The organism is uncultured Azonexus sp., from assembly GCF_937982035.1.
Lineage (GTDB): Bacteria > Pseudomonadota > Gammaproteobacteria > Burkholderiales > Rhodocyclaceae > Azonexus.
Genome location: NZ_CALJNI010000006.1, coordinates 73,804 through 93,345, shown reverse-complemented (window position 1 = coordinate 93,345; position 19,542 = coordinate 73,804). Strand labels below are relative to the sequence as shown.

Sequence of the window (19,542 nt, the reverse complement as noted above, 5' to 3'; positions counted from 1 at the left end):
GCGTGCAAGGCATGGGTGCGAGCTTACCAGAGAAAGCTTGCCGGCGATTTTTTACGACATTTTTACGCGCAACTTGCCAGAATGCGCGCACCGTCTTCCCCATGCAGCATGCCGAGGTATCCGGATGCCCCGCGTCAAATCAACTGTCGAGCGCCTTTCCCCCGGCCAGAAAATGGTCCTGAGCGCGCTCGCCTGCGTGCTGGTGGCCATCGTCGCCGCGCCGCTGCGCGAGGTGCTCGACCTGGCCAACATGGTCATGCTGTTCCTGCTCACGGTACTGGTCGTCGCCGTCAGCCTGGGCCGCAATCCGGCCATCCTGGCGTCGGTGCTCGGCGTGCTGCTGTTCGATGTGTTTTTCGTGCCGCCGCATTTCTCGCTGGCGGTCAGCAACCTGCAGTACCTGATCACCTTCGCCGTCATGCTGGCCACCGCGCTGATCACCGGGCACCTGACGGCCACGCTGAAGGAGCAGGCGGCGGAAGCCGAGCGGCGGGAGCGGCGGACGCACGCCCTGTACGAAATCGCCAGCAAGCTGGCCGGGGCACTCAACGAAGCGCAGGTCAGGGAGATTGTCGCCCCCTTCGTGACCGCCGAACTCTCGGGCCGGTGCGCACTGTGGCTGGCCGAACGCAATCATTCCGGCGCCGGTGCGGTCGAGGGATTTTCGCCGGTCCTCGCCGGCCAGGTCATGGCCTCGGGCCTGCGCCGTGTCGACCACGCTGCCAGGCATGCCCTCTATCTGCCGTTGAAGGCGCCGATGCGGGTACGCGGGGTCTTGCTCGTGCAGACGCCCGACCGTTTGCCTGAAGCCGATCTGGCCTTTGTCGAAGCCCTGGCGTCGCTGGTGGCGATTGCCGTCGAACGCTTGCATTACGTCGAGGTGGCGCAGCGCAGCGAGGTCGACATGGCGACCGAGCGTTTGCGCAGTTCCATCCTGTCGGCCCTGTCGCACGACCTGCGCACGCCGCTGACGGTCCTGATCGGGCTGGCCGATTCGATTTCCCTGGCCGCCCCGGAACTTCCGGCAATCGCCCAGGAAAAGCTCGACGAGTTGCGCGAGCAGACCCGGCGGCTGGCCGGCCTGGTCGGCAACCTGCTGGAAATGGCCCGCCTGAACGCCGGTTCGGTGACCCTGCGCCAGGAATGGCAGTCGCTGGAGGAAGTCGTCGGCAGCAGTCTCAAGCTGGTCGGCGATGCGCTCGGGCGCCATCGCTTGCGCGTCGAATTGCCGCGCGATCTGCCCTTGCTGCGTTTCGACGCGGTGCTGATCGAGCGGGTGCTGTGCAATCTGCTGGAAAATGCCGCCAAATACTCGCCGGCCGACGGTGAAATCCGTGTTTCGGCGCAGGTCGCCGGCGATTTCGTCGAACTCTCGGTCAGCGACCAGGGGCCGGGTTTTCCCGAACCGCTGAGTGGCGACCTGTTCGACATGTTCGTGCGCGGCAACGGTGAATCGACGACGCCGGGCGCCGGGCTGGGCCTGGCCATCTGCCGGGCGATTGTCGATGCCCACGGCGGTCGCCTGCGGGTCGCCAACCGTCCCGATGGCGGCGCCGGCGTCCAGGTCAGCCTGCCCCGCGGCGAGCCGCCGCTGATCGAGCCGGAGGTCGCATGAGCGAGGAAAGACCGCAGGTCCTGGTCGTCGAGGACGAAGTGAATATTCGCCAGTTCGTGCGTCTGGCGCTGGAAGCCGAGGGCTGTGCGGTGATCGAGGCAGGGCGCCTGGCCGATGGCCTGCGTCGCGCCGGCGAAGGCCCGGTCGATCTGGTCGTGCTCGATCTGGGCCTGCCCGACGGCGACGGGATCGAGTTCATCCGCAGTTATCGCGGCTGGTCCGAGGGCGCTGTCCTGATCCTCTCGGCCCGCGTCGAGGAAAGACAGAAGATCGATGCCCTCGATGCCGGCGCCGACGATTACCTGACCAAGCCCTTCGGCGTCGGCGAGTTGCGTGCCCGGGTCCGGGCCCTGTTGCGCCGTCGTCAGCGCAACGCCGGCGAAGCTTCGCCGGTGTTCTGCTTTGGCGAGATCAGGGTCGATCTGGCCCGGCGCCTGGTGACCCGTGGTGGGGCGGAAGTTCACCTGACACCGATCGAATTCCGCCTGCTGACGATGATGATCGCTCATCCCGGGCAGGTGTTGACGCAGCGCAAGCTGCTGGCCGAGATCTGGGGGCCGTCCTACGTCGAGAGCAGCCACTACCTGCGCGTCTATGTCGGTCACCTGCGCCAGAAGCTCGAGGACGACCCGGCGCAGCCGCGGCATTTCCTGACCGAGACCGGCATCGGTTACCGCTTCCAGCCTGGCCCATGACGCGTTTTGCTCCCGTCCTGAGGGCGCTGGGCATGATCACCATGCTCTTCGCACTGACCCTGCTGGCGCCGCTGATCCTCTCGTATGTCGTCGACGACGGGGCGCAGGCGGTCTACGACGAGGTGTTCGCGCTGACGCTGCTGTGCGGTTTCTACCTGTGGTATCGCTATCGCGATGCGCGTCGCGAAATGAATGTGCGCGACGGTTTCCTGATGGTCGTGCTGGTGTGGACCGTGCTGCCGGCGTTCGCGGCCTTGCCGTTCATGCTGCAACTCGGGATCAGTCACACCGATGCCTATTTCGAGGCCATGTCCGGCCTGACCACGACCGGGGCGACGGTGCTCACCGGTCTCGACAACCTGCCGATGTCGATCAACCTGTGGCGGCACGAGCTGGTCTGGGTCGGGGGCATGGGCCTGATCGTGTTGGCGATCGCCATCCTGCCGCTGCTCGGCATCGGCGGCCGGCAGATGTTCAAGGCCGAGACGCCGGGCCCGATGAAGGATGCCAAGCTGACGCCGCGCATCGCCAGTACGGCCAAGGGACTGTGGATCGTCTATGTCGGCGTGACGCTGTTGTGCATCGTGGGCTACCGCTGGGCCGGCATGAGCTGGTTCGATGCCGTCTGCCATGCGTTCTCGACCATGGGGCTGGGCGGTTTTTCCACCCATGATGCCAGCTACGGCTATTTCGATTCGCCGGCCATCGAGGCGGTCGCCATCGTCTTCATGCTGATCGCCGGCATGAATTTCGGCACCCTGTTCCTGGCAGTCAGCCGGGGATCACTGCGTCCTTACCTGCACGATCCGGAAGCCCGCTGGTTCCTCGTCGTCTGCGTGGTGTCGGTGGTCGGCATCGCCGTCTTCCTGCGCGCGAACGACATCTATCCGGCGATGGGCGAAGCCTTGCGCCATTCGGCCTTCAACGTGGTCTCGATTGCCACCACCACCGGCTACGCCAGCGTCGATTATGCGCAATGGCCGTTGTTTGCGCCGCTGTGGATGCTCTTCCTGTGCAGTTTCGCCACCAGCGCCGGGTCGACCGGCGGCGGCATCAAGATGGCGCGGGCCTTGCTGCTCTACAAGCAGGTTTACCGCGAAATCCTGCGCGCCGTGCACCCGCGGGCGATTCACAGCGTGCGCATCGGCGGGCAGGTGGCGCCGTCAGGCATCCTGTTCGCGGTCCTGGCTTTCGGTTTCATGTACATGGTCAGTCTGGTGTCGCTGACCCTGTTGCTGCTATTCACCGGGCTGGACGTGATGACGGCGTTTACCGCCATCGTCGCCTCGGTCAACAACACCGGCCCGGGACTGGGCGAGGTCGGGCCGTCGACGACCTTCGCCGTGCTCGACGATTTCCAGACCTGGGTCTGCATTTTCGCGATGCTGCTCGGGCGGCTCGAAATATTCACGCTGCTGGTGGTGCTGACCCCGGCCTTCTGGCGGCGCTGACGGAGAAACAACGATGAACATCCTGATCCTGGGTGCCGGGCAGGTCGGCGCCAGTCTGGCCGAAGCCCTGGTTTCGGAAGCCAACGACATCACGCTGGTCGATCTCGACGCGGTGCCGCTGGCGCAACTGGCCGACCGTCTCGACGTGCGCACGGTGACCGGCAATGCCGCCTTCCCCTCGGTGCTGCGCGAGGCCGGCATCGAATCGGCCGATCTGCTGGTGGCAGTGACCCAGTCGGACCAGTCGAACCTGGTCGCCTGCAAGCTGGCGCACAGCCGTTTTGCCGTGCCGACGCGGATTGCCCGGCTGCGTTCGGCCGATTTCCTCGATCCGGCCCTGTTGTCGCCGGAAAATTTCGCCGTCGATTTCGCGCTCTGTCCCGAGCAGGAAATCAGCGATTACATCGCCAAGCTGGTCGAATATCCGGAAGCGCTGCAGGTGGTCGAGTTCGCCGAGGGGCGGGTGATCATGGTCGGCGTGCGGGCCTACGAGGGCGGTCTGCTCGTCGGCAAGCCGATCCGGGCCATGCGCGATCACTTGCCGGCCGGCGTCGATGCCCGTATTGCCGCCATCTTCCGCGACACCCGGGCCATCGACGCCAATGGCGATACGCTGGTCCAGGCCGGCGACGAGGTCTTCCTGCTCGCCGCCAGCGAGCACATCCGTACCGTCCTCAAGGAATTGCGCCGGATGCAGAAGCCGGCGCGCAAGCTGATGATTGCCGGTGCCGGCAATGTCGGTGCTCGCGTTGCCCGTCGTCTGGAGGGGCAGTGCGAGGTCAAGGTCATCGAACACCGGGCAGCGCGTGCCTCGCTGGTTGCCGGCTGGCTCGACCGCGCGCAGGTGATCAACGGCGAGGCGACCGACGAGAATCTGCTGATCGCCGAAGACATCGGCGAGACGGACATGTTTCTGGCGCTGACCAACGACGACGAGAACAACATCATGGCAGCCTCGCTGGCCAAGCGGCTGGGGTGTCGCCGGGTGCTCGCGCTGATCAACCGGGAAGCTTATGCCGACATGGTCCAGGGTGGGCCGATCGACATCGGCCTGTCACCGGCCCAGGTTTCCATCGGCAGCCTGCTGACGCATGTCCGCCAGGCCGACGTGGCGCGGGTGCACAGCTTGCGCCGGGGCGCGGCCGAGGCGCTGGAGCTGGTGGTCCGCGGCGATCGTCGCAGCTCACAGGTGGTCGGCCGGCGGATCGAGGAATTGCCGCCCTTGCGCGGTGCCAGCATTGCCGCCGTGGTGCGCTCGGGGCAGGTGATCATCCCGCATCACGACACGCTGATCGAATCGGGCGACCACGTCATCGTCTTTTGCACGCGCAAGCGGCACATCGCCGCCGTCGAGAAGCTGTTCCAGCCGGTGCGTTCGCTGTTCTCGCTGCGCTAGCGGCGCTGCAGCAGCACCCCGCACTCGAGGTGGTGGGTGTAGGGAAACTGGTCGAACACCGCCGATGCGGCGATGCGGTGGGTCGTCTGCAGCGCGGCGACGTTGTCGCGCAGCGTCTGCGGATTGCACGAGATGTAGAGGATGTTGGCGAAGCCGGCAGCGAGTTCCAGCGTTGCCGGATCGAGCCCGCTGCGCGGCGGGTCGAGGAAAATGGTCGAGAACTCGTAACTGGCGAGGTCGATATCCTGCATGCGCTGGAAGGTTTCGCGCCCGCTCAGGGCGGCGCTGATTTCCTCGCTGGCCATGCGCACGATGGCGGTGTTGCCGACGGCGTTGACCTCGAGGTTGTGCAGCGCGGCCTTGACCGAGGTCTTGCTGACCTCGGTGGCCAGCACCTTGCCGAACAGCGGGGCCAGCGCGATGGTGAAATTGCCGTTGCCGCAATAGAGTTCGAGCAGGTCGCCGCCGAGGGGCGCCGCCTGGCTGCGCGCCCAGCTCAGCATCTTCTGGTTGACGCTGCCGTTGGGCTGGCTGAAGCTGCCCTCGAATTGCCGCACGTGCAGTTGCCGGCCGTCGACGGTCAGGCATTCGTCGACCCAGTCGCGTTCCAGCACCAGCTTCTGCCCCTTGCTGCGACCGATGATGGCGATCTTCAGGGCGCCGGCCAGTTCCCGGGCGGAGCTTTCCCAGTCGGCGTCGAGCGGCCGGTGGTAAATCAGCGTGACCAGCATGTCGCCGCTCAGCGTGGCGAGAAATTCGATGCTGTACAACCGGCGACGCAGCGTTTCCTGTTCCAGGATCGCGCTGCGCAAGCGTGGCATGAGCGAGCAGATGGCGTTGTCGGTGGCCGGGAAATCCTGCATCAGCACCGGCTGGCGCGGGTTCTCCGGATCGAACATGGCGTAATCCCAGGCCTCGCCGTGCTGCCAGACGCGAAATTCGGCACGCAGCCGGTAGTGCAGCGGCGCCGACTCGAACACCGCCGGCTCGGGCAGGTCGAAGGCGGCGAAATCGTCCTTGAAGCGGGCAGTCTTGGCCGCGAGCTGCGCGGCGTAAAGGGCGGGGTCGAGGACGGGCAGGGGCATGGTGCGGGCAGGGGGGCTGGCAGAATCGGGAAGGGGCGGACTATACCGCGTGCCGGCACAATGCAGAAGCGCTGGCCGCCGTGGCCCGGTTGCCGGCGGCTTCCGCTATGCTTGCGCAAAAAAAACGCCCGGTCTGCCATGAATCCTGTCTTCGTCATCGTTCTCGCCCAGTTGTTCGGCACTTCGCTGTGGTTCTCCGCCAACAGTGCGGCCGATGCGCTGGTGCTTGCCTGGGGTATCGGTGCCGCCGACATCGGTACGCTGACCAATGCCGTGCAGCTGGGCTTCATCGTCGGCACCCTGGCGTTCGCGCTGAGCGGTCTGGCCGACCGTTTTCCCGCCAGCCGGATCTTCGGCATTTGCGCGCTGCTCGGCGCCGCGGCCAATGCGGCGTTCGCGCTGGGGGCGAGCGATCTGCAGACGGCTGTGCCGCTGCGTTTCCTGGTCGGGCTCTGTCTGGCCGGGGTCTATCCGCTGGGCATGAAGCTGGTCGTGACCTGGGTGCCGGAACGCGCCGGGGCGGCGCTGGCCTGGCTGGTCGGCATGCTGACGCTGGGTACGGCACTGCCGCACGGCATCCGCTTTCTCGGCGGCAGCCTGTCCTGGCAGCTGACGATGCTGTGTTCGTCGCTGCTGGCGGTGATCGCCGCCGCGATGATCCTGCGCCTGGGCGACGGGCCGCACCTGCAGCGCCGGCATGGCGCGCCGCCGCTACGCCTGGGGCGGGTGCTGCATGCCTTTTCGATCCCGGCGTTCCGGGCCTCGGCGCTCGGTTATTTCGGCCATCAGTGGGAGTTGTACGCGTTCTGGACGCTGGTGCCGGTATTGCTCGCCGGCAGCGGCCTGGCGCCGGTGGGCAGCGCGGCACTGGCCGGCTGGTCGTTCGTCGTCGTCGGCATCGGCTCGCTCGGCTGCGTGCTCGGCGGCTACTGGAGCCGGCGCATCGGCAGCGCGCGGGTCGCGGCCTGGGCGCTGGCCGGGTCGGCCCTGTGCTGCCTGCTGTTTCCGTTGAGCGCCGGCTGGCCGGCCTGGCTGACGCTGGCGCTGCTGCTGCTCTGGGGGTTCAGCGTGGTTGCCGACTCGCCGCATTTCTCGGCGCTGTCGGCGCGCGCCTGTCCGCCCGAGATCGTCGGCAGCGCGCTGGCTTTTCAGAATGCGGTCGGCTTTGCCGTGACCATGGTGTCGATCCAGATCGGTACCCGCTGGGTCGGCGACTGGGGCGGCCTGGTCGCCTGGATGCTGCTGCCGGGGCCGCTGCTTGGCCTGCTCGGCCTGTGGCCGCTGTGGCGGCGTCCTGCCGCCTAGTCGCCGCGACGACGCAGCATGTAAACGTACAGCGATTCGACACGCTCGCGCGCCCACGGCGTGCGGCGCAGGAATTTCAGGCTGGAGGCGATGCTCGGATCGACGTTGAAGCAGCGGATGTCGATTTGCCGGCCGAGCTCTTCCCAGCCGTAGTGCTCGACCAGTTGTTCGACGATGGTCGCCAGCGTGACGCCGTGCAGCGGGTTGTTCGGCTGCGCTTGCGTCATGGTCAGTGCTTGCGGGCTTTCGGCAGCGGCTTGCGCTGGCGCTGGCCGGGTCGGCCCTGCGGCGCTTCCGGTTTCGGTTTGGGCATCAGCAGGTTCTTGCCGGCGCCGGCGGCCGAGCCGCGGTGGGCCTGCATGGCGGCGCGCAGCGTTGCCGCTTCGATGACGATGGCCGGGCTGGCTTCCTTGGGCTGGTGGGCGCCGAGCAGGCCGCGCAGTTCGAACAGGCGCTGGTCGTATTCGCCCTTGCGCGGCAGGATGCGGATCAGGCCTTCGGCGACCGGCGTCAGGCCGACGCGCTCGCCGTCGGCGACCAGCAGGCCGGCCTCGCCAAGACGGACGAAGGCGTCGCCGAGTTTTTCTTCCGACGGGATATTGCGCTGGATCAGGTCGATGGCGGCCATGATTTCCTGCATTTCTGCGGGGCGTCGCTTGGCGGCCATGGCGGTGGCGAGGAGGAGGAGGACGTCGACGTCGTGGATCGGCTGCATGGGTGACCTGAGTGTTGCGCCATTCTGGCGGGTCGGGCAGTGTAAGCCCTGCGCGATATCCGCGCTAGAATCATTGCTGTTCAACGGATCGGCGGGAGGGGCTGGGCCATGGTGGCAAATCATTCATTGCAATCCGGCGGGATCGCCGGCCTCGTCCGCGTGCACGGCGCTGCGCGATGATGGAAGCCAGGCGCAGTTCTCTGGCCGGACAGATCGACCTGGTGCTCGAGGCGACCGGCGTTGGCCTGTGGGAATTCGATCACCGGCAGGGCGTGGTGATTCGCAGCCCAGGTCTGATCAGTGTTCTTCACTATGGTCAGGCGCAGGCTTCCGAAGCCTTGGAGACCTTGCTGCTGCGTCTCCATGAAGCTGACCGGCACATCCTGCGCGACGCGCTGCTGGTCCAATTGAACAATCCTGCAGGACAGTTCGAGGTCGAGTTCCGGATTCTCGATGGCCGTGGGGAAATGCGCTGGTTCAGTTCGCGCGGCAAGGTGATCGAACGCGATGACAACGGTGCACCCCTGATCTCGGCCGGGATCGCGATCGACATCAATACCCAGAAGCGCCACGAAGTCGAATTGCAGCACAGCGAAGCGCGCTTCCGCCGTCTGCTTGAAAACGTTCCCCTGCCGATGGCGCACATCAACGCCGCGCGCGAGGTCCGTTTCATCAATCGCCAGTTTACCGAGTGCTTCGGCTATACCCTGGCCGATGTGCCCAACGTCTGGGCCTGGGCGGAACTGGCGTTTCCCGATCCGGTTTACCGCGAATCGACCGGTACCCGTTGGGAACTCAGTGTGACGGAAGCGATGAGCACGCAGTCGGCCATTCCGCCGATGACCTGTCGGGTCAATTGCCGCAACGGCCAGGTCCGTATCGTCGAGGTCTCCGGCATGCCGCTGGGCGAGGACTATCTGGTCAATTTCATCGACGTCACCGAGCAGCGCGAGCAGCGGCAATTGCTCGAGTTCGGCAATGACATCCTGCACCGCATTTCCATCGGCGAGCCCCAGAACGAGGTGCTGACGCAGATCTGCCTGGCGGTGGAAGCGCTCGATCCGCAGATACGCTGTTCGGTCATGCTGCTCAACGATGACGGCAAGCGACTGCGCAGCGGCGCCGGTCCCAGCCTGCCCGAGGCTTACCTGAAGGCCATCGACGGCGCGCGGGTCGGGCCGGCGGTCGGCTCCTGCGGGACGGCCGCGTATCGCGGCGAAGAGGTGTTCGTCGCCGACATCGCTACCGATCCCTTGTGGGCGAATTACAAATCCACTGCCCTGGTGCATGGGCTGGTGGCCTGCTGGTCGTCGCCGATCATTTCGCCGGAGGGGGCGGTCCTCGGGACCTTTGCCATCTACTGGCCGACCGCCAACCCGGTCGTGCCGAGGCTGGTACGCGCCTATCTCGATGTGGCCAAGCGGCTGGCGGCGATTGCCATCGAGAGCGCCCGGCGCGAAGCGGCGATGCTGGCCATGCTGGCCATGCTGGAGGAACAACACCGGGCCCAGGCCCAGTTGCGCAAGCTGTCGCAGGCTGTCGAGCAGAGTCCGGTGGCGGTGCTGATCACCGATCTCGAGGCGCGCATCGAATACGTCAACCAGGCGTTCATCGAGGTCAGCGGTTATTCCGCCGAGGAACTGCTGGGCAGCAACCCGCGCCTGCTGAAAAGCGGCCTGACGCCGCCCAGCCACTACGAGTCGATGTGGCAGACCCTGCTGCGCGGCGAAAGCTGGCAGGGGCAACTGACCAATCGCAACCGCCAGGGCGAGATTTTCTACGAATTTGCGGTGATTTCGCCGATCCGCGAGCCGGACGGTCGGGTGACCAATTATCTGGCGGTCAAGCAGGACATCACCGAGCGCAAGCGCATCGGCGAGGAACTCGACCGGCACCGGCATCACCTGGAAGAACTGGTCAGCCAGCGGACCGCCGAACTCGAATGCGCGATGGCTGCCGCCGAAGTCGCCAACCGGGCGAAATCGGCCTTCCTGGCCAACATGAGTCACGAAATCCGGACCCCGATGAATGCCATCGTCGGCCTCACCCATCGCCTGCTCAAGCAGGCCGGCGATGCCGAGCAGAAGGGGTATCTGGAAACCATCAAGGCTTCGGCCGATCACCTGCTGGCCGTGCTCAACGACATTCTCGACCTGTCGCGCATCGAAGCCGGCAAGCTCGAACTGGCGCAGACCGACTTCAACCTGCCCGAACTGCTGGAGCGGACCCTGGGCCTGGTGCGCGAACGCGCCATGGAGAAGGGGCTGGCCCTGCATCTGGACGCGGCGCAGATGCCGGAATGGGTGCATGGCGATCCGACCCGGCTGGCGCAGGCGCTGCTCAACTACCTGAGCAATGCCATCAAATTCACCGAGCAGGGTGGGGTGACCCTGCGCGGGCGCGTGCTCGAAACGCTGGACGGACAATTGAAGCTGCACTTCGAGGTATGCGACTCGGGGATCGGCATTTCCGCAGAAGTGCTGGAGCGCCTGTTCAACCCCTTCGAGCAGGCCGACAATTCGATGACCCGCTTGCACGGTGGCAGCGGGCTGGGGCTGGTGATCACCCGCGAGCTGGCGGAGTTGATGGGCGGCACCGCCGGTTGCGAGAGCACGCCGGGCGTCGGCAGCCGTTTCTGGTTCTCGGCGCTGCTTGGCCAAGCCAGCCAGGGGGCGGCGGTCCATCTGCCGGCCCTGCCCGGCGAATCGATCGAGGCCGTGCTGGCACGCGACTGCGGCGGCGCGCGCATCCTGCTGTGCGAGGACAACCCGGTCAATCAGGAAGTGGCGCGGACCCTGCTGTGCGATCTCGGCCTGGTCGTGCGCCTGGCGGAAAACGGTGCCCAGGGGGTCGATCTGGTGATGAAGGAAGCGGTCGACCTGGTGCTGATGGACGTGCAGATGCCGGTCATGGACGGGCTGCAGGCGACGCGTCGCATCCGCGCGCTGCCCGGCAAGGCGTCGCTGCCCATCCTGGCGATGACGGCCAACGTCTTTGCCGAGGACCGCGCTGCCTGTCTGGCCGCCGGAATGAACGATTTCGTCGCCAAACCGGTCGATCCGGATTCGCTCTACGCCGCCCTGCTGCGCTGGTTGCCGGCCACGGCCGCGTTATCCGTGGCGAACCCGGTGCCGGCACTGGCGCCGGTAGCTGACGCGGAGGGCAGCCTGCGAGCCCTGTCCGGTGTGGACGCCGAGGCGCTGCTGCAGATGATGCGCGGCAAGGCCGGCAAGGCCATCCAGTTGTTGCGGCTGTTCGCCGAAAGTCACCGGCAGGATGTCGAGCAATTGCGTTCGGCGCTGGCGGCAGGCGATCCCGGCGCAGCCGAACACGTCGTCCATGCGCTCAAGGGGGCGGCGGGCACGCTGAGCCTGACCGAAACGCATCAACTCGCGGCACGGGTCAACGACAGGCTGCGCCAGGGCGAGACGGCGGCCGCCATGGCCGACGACATCGATCGCCTGGATCAGGCGCTGCTCCGGATCTGCGCCGGGATTGCCGGACTGCCTTCAGACTGAGCGGGCGCAGAGCCGTTCGATCTCCGCCTGCAAGGCACGGATGTCGATCGGCTTCGAGACGTAGCCGTTCATGCCCGCGTTCAGGCAGGCATCGCGGTCGCCGGCCATGGCATTGGCCGTCATCGCGATGATCGGTAGCGGCGTGCGGCCGTCGGCCGCTTCCCGGGCGCGCCATTGGCGGGTGGCTTCGAGTCCGTCCATGACCGGCATCTGCACGTCCATCAGCACCAGATCGACGGTGTGCGCAGCCAGCATGTCGAGGGCTTCCTGGCCGTGGTTGGCGACACGGACCCGATGCCCCAGCTTGCCGAGCAGGGCGCAGGCCAGCCGCTGGTTGATCGGATTGTCCTCGACCAGCAGGATGTGCAGCGGGGCAGGCGCCGTGGCTTCGGCCGCTTCGGGCGGGTTGTCGGCGGCGCGCCGCCGGTCCGGCCGGCGGGCGATTTCGCGGACCTCCAGTTCGGCGGCGAGCAGCTCTTCCGGCAACAGGGGTTTGGGCAACTCGCGCGAGGCGAAACTGCGGGCGCCGGCCTGCGACACCACATTCATCGGCGTCAGCGCGATGACTACCGCGCCGGGGCGCAAACCGCCCCGATAGAGCGGCATTTCGGCAAAACTTGCGGGCAGCCACTCCTGCTCGGCAACGAGGACGTCGAAGCGTTTCTCTTCCGGCTGTTCGTGCAGTTGCAGCAGTTGCTGACGCAGTTCGCTGCTGCTGGCGCAGAGTTGCACCTGGCGTCCGAGGCGGCGCAGGCCGGCGGCCAGCAATTTGCGCAACCGGGCGTTACGGATCGCCAGCAGCCACAGGCCGTCGGCGGCCGACGGGGCGCCGGCGGGCAGGTTGATTGCCTCCGGGGAAACCGGCAATTGCAGTTCGAAATGGAAGTTGCTGCCCTTGCCCGGTTCGCTGTCGACCGCGAGTTCGCCGCCCATCAGGTGGACGATCTCGCGGCTGATCGTCAGCCCCAGGCCGGTGCCGCCGAAGCGGCGGGTGACCGTGGCGTCGGCCTGGCCGAAGGCTTCGAAAATCTCGGCCTGCTTGTCGAGGGGGATGCCGATACCGGTATCGATGACGGCCAGGCGCAGGTGACAGCTGTCGTCGCTGCCGCCGGCCGCCCGGCAGATGCGCAGCGAGACTTCGCCGGCTTCGGTGAACTTGATGGCGTTGCCGATCAGGTTGAGCAGCACCTGGCGCAGCCGCCCGGGGTCGCCGATCAGCAGGTCGGGAATTTCCGGTTCGATCTCGATCAGGATTTCCAGCCCCTTTTCGGCGGCCCGTGCCGCCAGCACGCGGGCCGTGCCCAGCGACAGCTCACGCAGGCTGAACGGCGTCGATTCCAGAGTCATGCGCCCGGCTTCCATCTTGGAAAAGTCGAGTACGTCGTTGAGGATCAGCATCAGCGACTCGGCCGATTGCCTTACCAGTTCGAGGTACTGGCGCTGGGTGGCGTCGAGTTCGGTATCCAGGGTCAGGGCGGTGAGACCGAGGATGCCGTTCATCGGCGTGCGGATTTCGTGGCTCATGTTGGCCACGAACAGGCTCTTCGCCTCGTTGGCGGCTTCGGCGCTGCGCATGGCCTGGCGCAGGCGCTGCTCGTCTTCCTTGCGCTGGGTGATGTCGCGGAAGGCGGTGACCGAACCGACGATCCGCGGGCCGTCGTAAAGCGGCGTGCTGCTGACCTCGACCAGGACGCTGCTGCCGTCGGCCCGGGAGAATCGCTCTTCGCCGAAGAAATGCTTGCCGCCGCGGACGGTCTGGTAGATCGGGCAGGTCGACAAGGGCCCGCAGCCGTCGATGCCGTGGCGATGGAACAGGTAGTGCCCGATCTTGCCGACCAGGGCTTCGCGGGTGAAGCCGAGCAGTTCCAGTGCCGCGGCATTGACCAGGACCACCCTGCCGTTTTCGTCGAGCACGTAGAGCCCGTCGCCCATGGTCTCGGTGATGGCGACCAGGTTGCGTTGTTCCCGAAGCAGGCGCTCGCGGGATTTGAGCAGGCGGATCAGCAAGAGCAGGAGGGCGCCCAGGGTCAGCATCATCAGGCCGAACTGGGTCCAGAATTCGGTGCGCAGCACCTGGATGAACGTTGCCGGCGTGTAGGAGAGGATGTAGGCGCTGGTCACGTCGGAAACGTTGCGGATCGGCAGCAGGCTGACGATCCAGGGCTTGCCGTCGAGTGCGACGGTCAGCGAGAAGGCCCGGAATTCACTCATGCCCTGGCGTACCTTGTCGCTGGCAGCCAGCAACTGGTTGATTGCCGCCACTTCGGCCGAGGGCGGCGGTGGGCTGTCGGGCAGCGTGACCTGCGGATCCTCGATCAGGAAATCCGGGTGAATGAGCGATTCCCCGTAGAGCCAGCGTTCCGATTCGAACAGGATGGGCAGGGTCTGCGACTTGGCCAGCACGAAATGGAACTCGTGGGTCGGCTGGAGCTGGCGCATGGCGTCGCGGATGGCCAGGAAACTGATGCTGGTTTCGACGCTGCCGAGCAGACGGTCGCCGTCGAGCAGCGGATGGACGAAGCGGAAGCCGGATTTGACCCGCCCGGCTTCGAACCCCTGGACGGGTTTTCCGGTTTCCAGCACCTGCCGGATCGACGGTCGGATGTTGAGCAGGTTGTCGCCGTATTTGTGCGGCTCATGGAAGCGCAGGAAGCTGGTGCCGTCGGTGGTCTGGAAATGCAGCTGACGGATGCCGAGCTGGGTGAGATTGCGGTAGGTCGGCGAGAGCAGGCGGAAAAGCTGGGCGCGGTAGGGAATCTGGGCGTCGCCGTTGGTGCCCGAGGCGGCATCCATGAGCCTGAGGATTTCCGGCTGCTTGATGCGCTCGGAGAAGAGGATGCTGGTGGCCTTGTCGTAGGTCTGCAGGCTGGCGCGGTAGGTCGTCGCCAGCGCTTCGGTGTGCTGTTCCTCGTGCAGTGCCTGCTTCTGCTGCTGGCCGCTGTGGAGCAGCCAGGTGCCGATGACCGGCAGCACCAGGAAGGCCGCCAGTGCCCAGCGGCGATGGAGACGGGATGCGGTGCCGAGCGCGGATTCGGCCATGCTCAGAAGTTGCCTTTTTCCGGGATGCTGGTCTGCCGGCGCCAGCGGCGCAGGACGTCGTAATCGCCGTCGGCTGCGTTGACCGCGCCATTGCGCAATTGTCCTCCCCATTCGCTCATCAGGGTCCGGTCGCGCTCCTTCGGGTCCAGTTCGGCCAGGGTCTGGCGCAACTGCGTCATGCGCGCGGCAGACAGGCGCCGGCTGTTGGCGACCAGGGCGAACGACGGCAGCGGCGGGGTTTCGCCGAATATGACGATGCCCAGGTGCGTGTATTTCCTGGCGATGCTGGTCTTGGCACCGCCGAAATCGTAGTCGCCGCGGGCCACGGCGAGGACCGCCTCGTCGTGTTTGTCGAGATAACGGTAGCGTTGCTGGGCAAGGGACTCGCCGCGTTGACGCAGGAGCGCGTCGACGGCCAGGTAGCCGCAGGTCGACAGCGGCTGGGTCAGCGCGAAGGTCTTGTCGCGCATGGGTTTCGGCAGCGGCTGGTCGCTACCGAAGAGGGCGCAGGAATAGGTGGCCTGGCCGTCCCTTTCCAGGAAGTGGACCAGCGGTTCGGCCTGTGGGTAGCTGTCGCGCAGGGTGATGTAGGGCAGCGGGCCGAGGTAGGCCAGGTCGATCTGGCCGGTGCGGAAACGTTCGAGGATTTCCGCGTAGGAGGTCGAATAGCGGATTTCAATGCGCACGCCCAGCCGCTTTTCCAGGAAATTGAGCATGGGCTTGAACTGCTTGACCACCTCTTCCGGCTGCTCCATCGGCAACGGCGCGAAATACAGGGTCTCCGGTTGCGCCGTCGCCAGCGCCGGCCACAGGCAGAACACTGCGGCGATGCGCAGCATCTGGCGTCGGAGGCGGGCCTGCAGTCGGTCTGGCATTCGAGTTAGGCAAAATCCCAAAACGAATATTCTAGACCCAAACCGGCGGCGTGCCTTGACTTAAGGCAAGCGCCGGCGATTCTTCCGGGATTTCAGGCGCGGCTCTGGATTTCCTCGATGTAGCCGAGCATGCCGGTACGGATGTTGCCGGCGTTGCCCTCGTCGGTGTCGATGTGCATGGCCAGGCGGAAGGCCGGGTTCACGCGGACGACGACGTCGCCGAAGATCAGTTCGCGCTCGCCCTCGACGCGGACGCGGACGACATAGTTGTCGCGTACGCGGAAGCGCAGGGCGTCTTCCGGCGACATGTGGATGTGGCGCTGGGCGCAGATCACGCCGCGTTCGATCTGGGTACTGCCGTGCGGTCCTTCGAGCGTCAGCCCGGGGGTGCCGGCGAGATCGCCGGACTGGCGGATCGGCGGCTGGACGCCGAGCTTGAACTGCTCGGTCATGGCGATTTCGACCTGGGTTTCCTTACGCGTCGGGCCGAGCACGCGGACGTTGGCGATGCGTCCCTTGGGACCGACCAGATGTACTTTTTCCTCGCAGGCGTACTGGCCGGGTTGCGACAGTTCGTGCATCGGCGTCAGCTGGTGGCCGGGGCCGAACAGCGCCTCGACGTCGGCTTGCGACAGATGGACGTGGTGGGCCGAGATTTCCACCGGAATGGCCGGCGTGTCTTCGGCCCTGGCTTCCAGCAGCAACTGGTTGCGCTCGATGGCGCGCAGGGCTTCCCAGGCGACCAGGCGTTCGTCGTCGTTGGCGACGACGAGGATCTGCACCGGCGAATCGTCGGCCGAAATGACCGCGTGCGAGTCGAGTTTGCCGAGATTGCGGTTCTTGTCCTCGTCGAGCTTGATGCCCATGTAACCGAGGCCCTGGCAGGCCAGGCTGCGTACCGTGGCGCTGGTTTCGCCGACGTCGCCGGTGAAGGCCAGGACATCGATGCCGCCCATCGCCGCCGCGTAGGCGCCGATGTTCTTCCTGACCTGATAGCAGAAGGTCTTGTGCGCGAGCAGCGCGCGGTGATGGCCCTCGGCGGCTGCGGCCTCGATCTCGCGGATGTCGCTGGAAATGCCGGAAATGCCCTTGAGGCCGCTTTCGCTGTTGATCAGCGTCGACAGCTGCTCGGGCGACATCTGGTGCTGTTCCATCAGGTGGATCATCACCGCCGGGTCGATGCTGCCGGAGCGGCTGGGCATGATCAGGCCGTCGGACGGGGTCATGCCCATGGTCGTATCGACCGAGCGGCCATGGTCGATGGCGCACAGCGAGGCGCCGATGCCGAGGTGGCAGGAGACGATTTCCAGTTCGCCGAGCGGACGCTTGAGCACTTCCGCCGACTTCAGCGACACGTAGCGGTGCGAGGTGCCGTGGAAGCCGTAGCGGCGGATGCCGTGCTGCTTGTACAGGTCGTAGGGCAGGCCGTAGAGGTAGGCGTAGGGCGCCAGCGTCTGGTGGAAGGCGGTGTCGAACACGGCGACCTGCGGCACGTTCGGGAAATGCTTGAGGGCGACGCGGATGCCGGCGACGTTGACCGGATTGTGCAGCGGCGCGAAGACGGCCAGTTCCTCGATGTCGGCGATCACCGCCGGGGTGATGACGACCGAGCTGGAGAACTTGTTGCCGCCATGGACGACGCGGTGGCCGATGGCGGTGACGTCTTCCGGGTGGAAGGTGAAGGCCGGGCCGAGCAGCGCGGTGGCTTCGCTCATCACCTTGAACAGGTCGGACAGCTTGAACGGCGCATGCTCCATGGTCTGGCGCTGCGGTCCGACCATCACCGTGATGCGGGCGTGCTGCTTGTCGGCGTTGTCGATGATGCCGTGGATGTCGGCGCCGCTTTCCTGGGTGTCGTAAATGCCGAAATGGATCTGGCTGATGCCGACATTGAGCGCGACGACCTTGCCCGGCCGGCTGGTGGTCAGCGACAGCGCGTAGGGATCGTCGGATTTGGCGGTGCCGCCGGCACCGGCGGCATGCGTGTCGCTGCTCATGGCGCGGGTGCGTTCGGCGAGCAGGCGCGACAGATAGACGATGGCCTTGGGATTGCTGAGCACGCGGCTGGTGAACACCTCCTGCGGGATCATCAGCACGAAGCAGCGGTTGCCGGCGATGACGTCGGCGCTGATCCGGTCGCCGGTCAGTACCGCCATGATGCCGAAGACGTCGCCGGGGGCGAGCTGGGCGATGACGGTGCGGGTGCCGGTGTTGTCCGAGGTCGAGATTTCGGCGTGGCCGCTTATCATGACGCCGATGGCCTGGCCTTCGTCGCCGGTTTCGAGCATGGCCTCGTTGCCCTCGAAGGTGGCGAGCCGGGACTTGATGACGATTTCCTCGACCTGATCGGCCGGGAAGCTGGCGAACAGGGGAACCTGTTCGAGGAAGAAACGTTTGAGATCGATTTCGCTCATGCTGTGCTCCGCGTGGTAACGCTGATTTTATGGTGCTTAGACTACCATTTTGTTGCGGCGCAGCAAAGGTGCCGACGAATTCTGCCGGGCTTCGTGGCATGCTATGTCCTGTCGACCCACCGAACCCTTGGCATGCATACCCTGTCCGCGCGTATTCCCAAGCTTTTCTGGCTGCTTTTGCTTGGCCTGCTGGCCGCTTGCGATTCCCGGGAAAACAGGACCGTCGAGGCGCCGCGCAGCAGTGTTTCCTTCCTGCACTACTTCACCGATTCGTTAAGCGGCGGGGTCGATGAAATGGCCCGGACCTTCGACGGCCAGAACCAGTTGTACGCCTTGAAGGCGGTCTCGCTCGATCACGAAGCGTTCAAGACCAGCATCCAGGACACGCTGAAAGCCGGCAATCCGCCCGATCTCTATTCCTACTGGGCGGGGGCGCGGACGGCGTCGCTGGTCGAGCACCTGGCGCCGATCGACGACATCTGGCAGCAGGCGCAGCTCGACAAACGCTTTTCGCCGGCGCTGATCGACGCCGCGGTCGAGTATCAGGGACATAAATACTTCCTGCCGCTGACCCAGCATTTCATCGGTTTCTTCTACAACAAGCGGCTGTTCGAGGCGCATGGCCTGCAGGCGCCGACCGACTGGGACGAGTTCCTGGCCGTCTGCGCCGCCCTCAAGGCCGCCGGGGTGACGCCGATTGCACTGGGCGCCCGCGACAAGTGGCCGGCCCAGTTCTGGTTCGATTACCTGCTGCTGCGCACGGCGCCCCACGAATTCCGACAGGCACTGATGTCCGGCCGGGCCGGTTTCGACGATCCGCGGGTTGCTGCGGTTTTCGCGCGCTGGAAAACGCTGGTCGACAAGGGATACTTCAACCGCGATCCGCATCCCAACAACCTGGCCTGGGACAGCGGGGCCAACGAGATGCTGTTCCGCGGCGAAGCCGCGATGACCCTGATGGGCACCTGGAGTATCGGCTACTTCACCAATCCGGCCCACGGCTGGGTGGCTGGCAAGGATTTCGACTTCTTCCCCTTCCCGGTCATCGATCCGACCCTGCCCAAGGTGGCGATGGGGCCGATCGACGGCCTGATCCTGCCCCGGCGGGCGGCCAATCCCGAAGGCGCACGGCAGGTGATGGCCTATCTGGCCGGCGTCGAGGCGCAGCAGGCTTTCAGCCAGGGCTCGGGCGCGCTGGCGCCGAACCGGCAGGTGCCCGAAACCGCCTACAGCGATATCCAGCGGCGAGTCCGCGACGAAATCCAGGATAGTCCGATCTTCACCTTCGCCTTCGACCTGGCGGCGCCGCCGGCGGTGGCGGAAGCGGGACTGAACGCCTTTGCCGATTTCCTCGCTTTTCCCGATGCCTATCCGCAGATCGTCCGGCAGTTGAATGACGACGCCCGCAGGCATTTCGCCGGGCAAGGGGACTGA

General features: G+C 66.0%; 13 protein-coding genes. 7 read left to right on the top strand and 6 right to left on the bottom strand.

What is annotated here, in order from left to right:
* Positions 1 to 124 precede the first annotated feature (124 nt).
* Genes Q0799_RS05830 through trkA form a run of 4 tightly spaced genes read left to right on the top strand, consistent with a single transcriptional unit; the run spans position 125 to position 5,157 of the window.
* On the top strand, positions 125 to 1,615 hold the full coding sequence (locus tag Q0799_RS05830; protein ID WP_298395613.1) for a DUF4118 domain-containing protein: 1,491 nt from the start codon (positions 125 to 127) through the stop codon (positions 1,613 to 1,615).
* Entirely contained in the window at positions 1,612 to 2,310 is a 699-nt protein-coding gene (locus tag Q0799_RS05825) for a response regulator (RefSeq protein ID WP_298395612.1), read from the top strand. The genes Q0799_RS05830 and Q0799_RS05825 overlap by 4 nt, the downstream gene beginning before the upstream one ends.
* Positions 2,307 to 3,761 carry a potassium transporter TrkG gene (locus Q0799_RS05820; RefSeq protein ID WP_298395609.1) on the top strand — a complete coding sequence of 485 codons (1,455 nt, stop codon included), beginning with the start codon at positions 2,307 to 2,309 and terminating at the stop codon, positions 3,759 to 3,761. Before Q0799_RS05825 ends, Q0799_RS05820 begins: the two co-directional genes overlap by 4 nt.
* A gap of 13 nt (positions 3,762 to 3,774) precedes the next feature.
* A complete protein-coding gene (trkA, locus tag Q0799_RS05815; protein ID WP_298395606.1) occupies positions 3,775 to 5,157 on the top strand; it encodes a Trk system potassium transporter TrkA in 1,383 nt (460 codons plus the stop codon).
* Here the strand turns inward: trkA and trmA are convergent.
* Positions 5,154 to 6,242 (bottom strand): tRNA (uridine(54)-C5)-methyltransferase TrmA, encoded by a 1,089-nt coding sequence (gene trmA / locus Q0799_RS05810; RefSeq protein WP_298395604.1) that lies wholly within the window; start codon positions 6,240 to 6,242, stop codon positions 5,154 to 5,156. The genes trkA and trmA overlap by 4 nt on opposite strands.
* A 138-nt stretch (positions 6,243 to 6,380) precedes the next feature.
* Between trmA and Q0799_RS05805 the strand changes: the two genes are divergently transcribed.
* Complete coding sequence (locus tag Q0799_RS05805) at positions 6,381 to 7,547, top strand: MFS transporter (RefSeq protein WP_298395602.1); 1,167 nt, start codon at positions 6,381 to 6,383, stop codon at positions 7,545 to 7,547.
* On the opposite strand, the gene Q0799_RS05800 is transcribed toward Q0799_RS05805, so the two are convergent.
* The gene (locus Q0799_RS05800; protein ID WP_298395599.1) at positions 7,544 to 7,774 is read right to left on the bottom strand and encodes a VF530 family protein; all 231 of its coding nucleotides are present in this window, start codon (positions 7,772 to 7,774) and stop codon (positions 7,544 to 7,546) included. The two genes, Q0799_RS05805 and Q0799_RS05800, sit on opposite strands and share 4 nt — an antisense overlap.
* 2 nt (positions 7,775 to 7,776) lie before the next feature.
* Positions 7,777 to 8,262 (bottom strand): hypothetical protein, encoded by a 486-nt coding sequence (locus Q0799_RS05795; RefSeq protein ID WP_298395596.1) that lies wholly within the window; start codon positions 8,260 to 8,262, stop codon positions 7,777 to 7,779.
* A gap of 176 nt (positions 8,263 to 8,438) precedes the next feature.
* Here Q0799_RS05795 and Q0799_RS05790 point away from each other — a divergent pair, with 176 nt between their 5' ends.
* Positions 8,439 to 11,780 (top strand): PAS domain S-box protein, encoded by a 3,342-nt coding sequence (locus tag Q0799_RS05790; RefSeq protein ID WP_298395593.1) that lies wholly within the window; start codon positions 8,439 to 8,441, stop codon positions 11,778 to 11,780.
* Here Q0799_RS05790 and Q0799_RS05785 read toward each other — a convergent pair.
* From Q0799_RS05785 to Q0799_RS05775, 3 genes are all read right to left on the bottom strand, one after another.
* Positions 11,772 to 14,819, bottom strand: coding sequence for an ATP-binding protein (locus tag Q0799_RS05785; RefSeq protein WP_298395589.1), 3,048 nt, complete (start codon positions 14,817 to 14,819; stop codon positions 11,772 to 11,774). The genes Q0799_RS05790 and Q0799_RS05785 overlap by 9 nt on opposite strands.
* A gap of 2 nt (positions 14,820 to 14,821) precedes the next feature.
* Positions 14,822 to 15,694 carry a PhnD/SsuA/transferrin family substrate-binding protein gene (locus tag Q0799_RS05780; protein WP_298395585.1) on the bottom strand — a complete coding sequence of 291 codons (873 nt, stop codon included), beginning with the start codon at positions 15,692 to 15,694 and terminating at the stop codon, positions 14,822 to 14,824.
* Positions 15,695 to 15,786: 92 nt separating this feature from the next.
* Positions 15,787 to 18,108 (bottom strand): acetate/propionate family kinase, encoded by a 2,322-nt coding sequence (locus Q0799_RS05775; RefSeq protein ID WP_298395582.1) that lies wholly within the window; start codon positions 18,106 to 18,108, stop codon positions 15,787 to 15,789.
* A gap of 132 nt (positions 18,109 to 18,240) precedes the next feature.
* Between Q0799_RS05775 and Q0799_RS05770 the strand changes: the two genes are divergently transcribed.
* Entirely contained in the window at positions 18,241 to 19,542 is a 1,302-nt protein-coding gene (locus tag Q0799_RS05770; RefSeq protein WP_298395579.1) for an extracellular solute-binding protein, read from the top strand.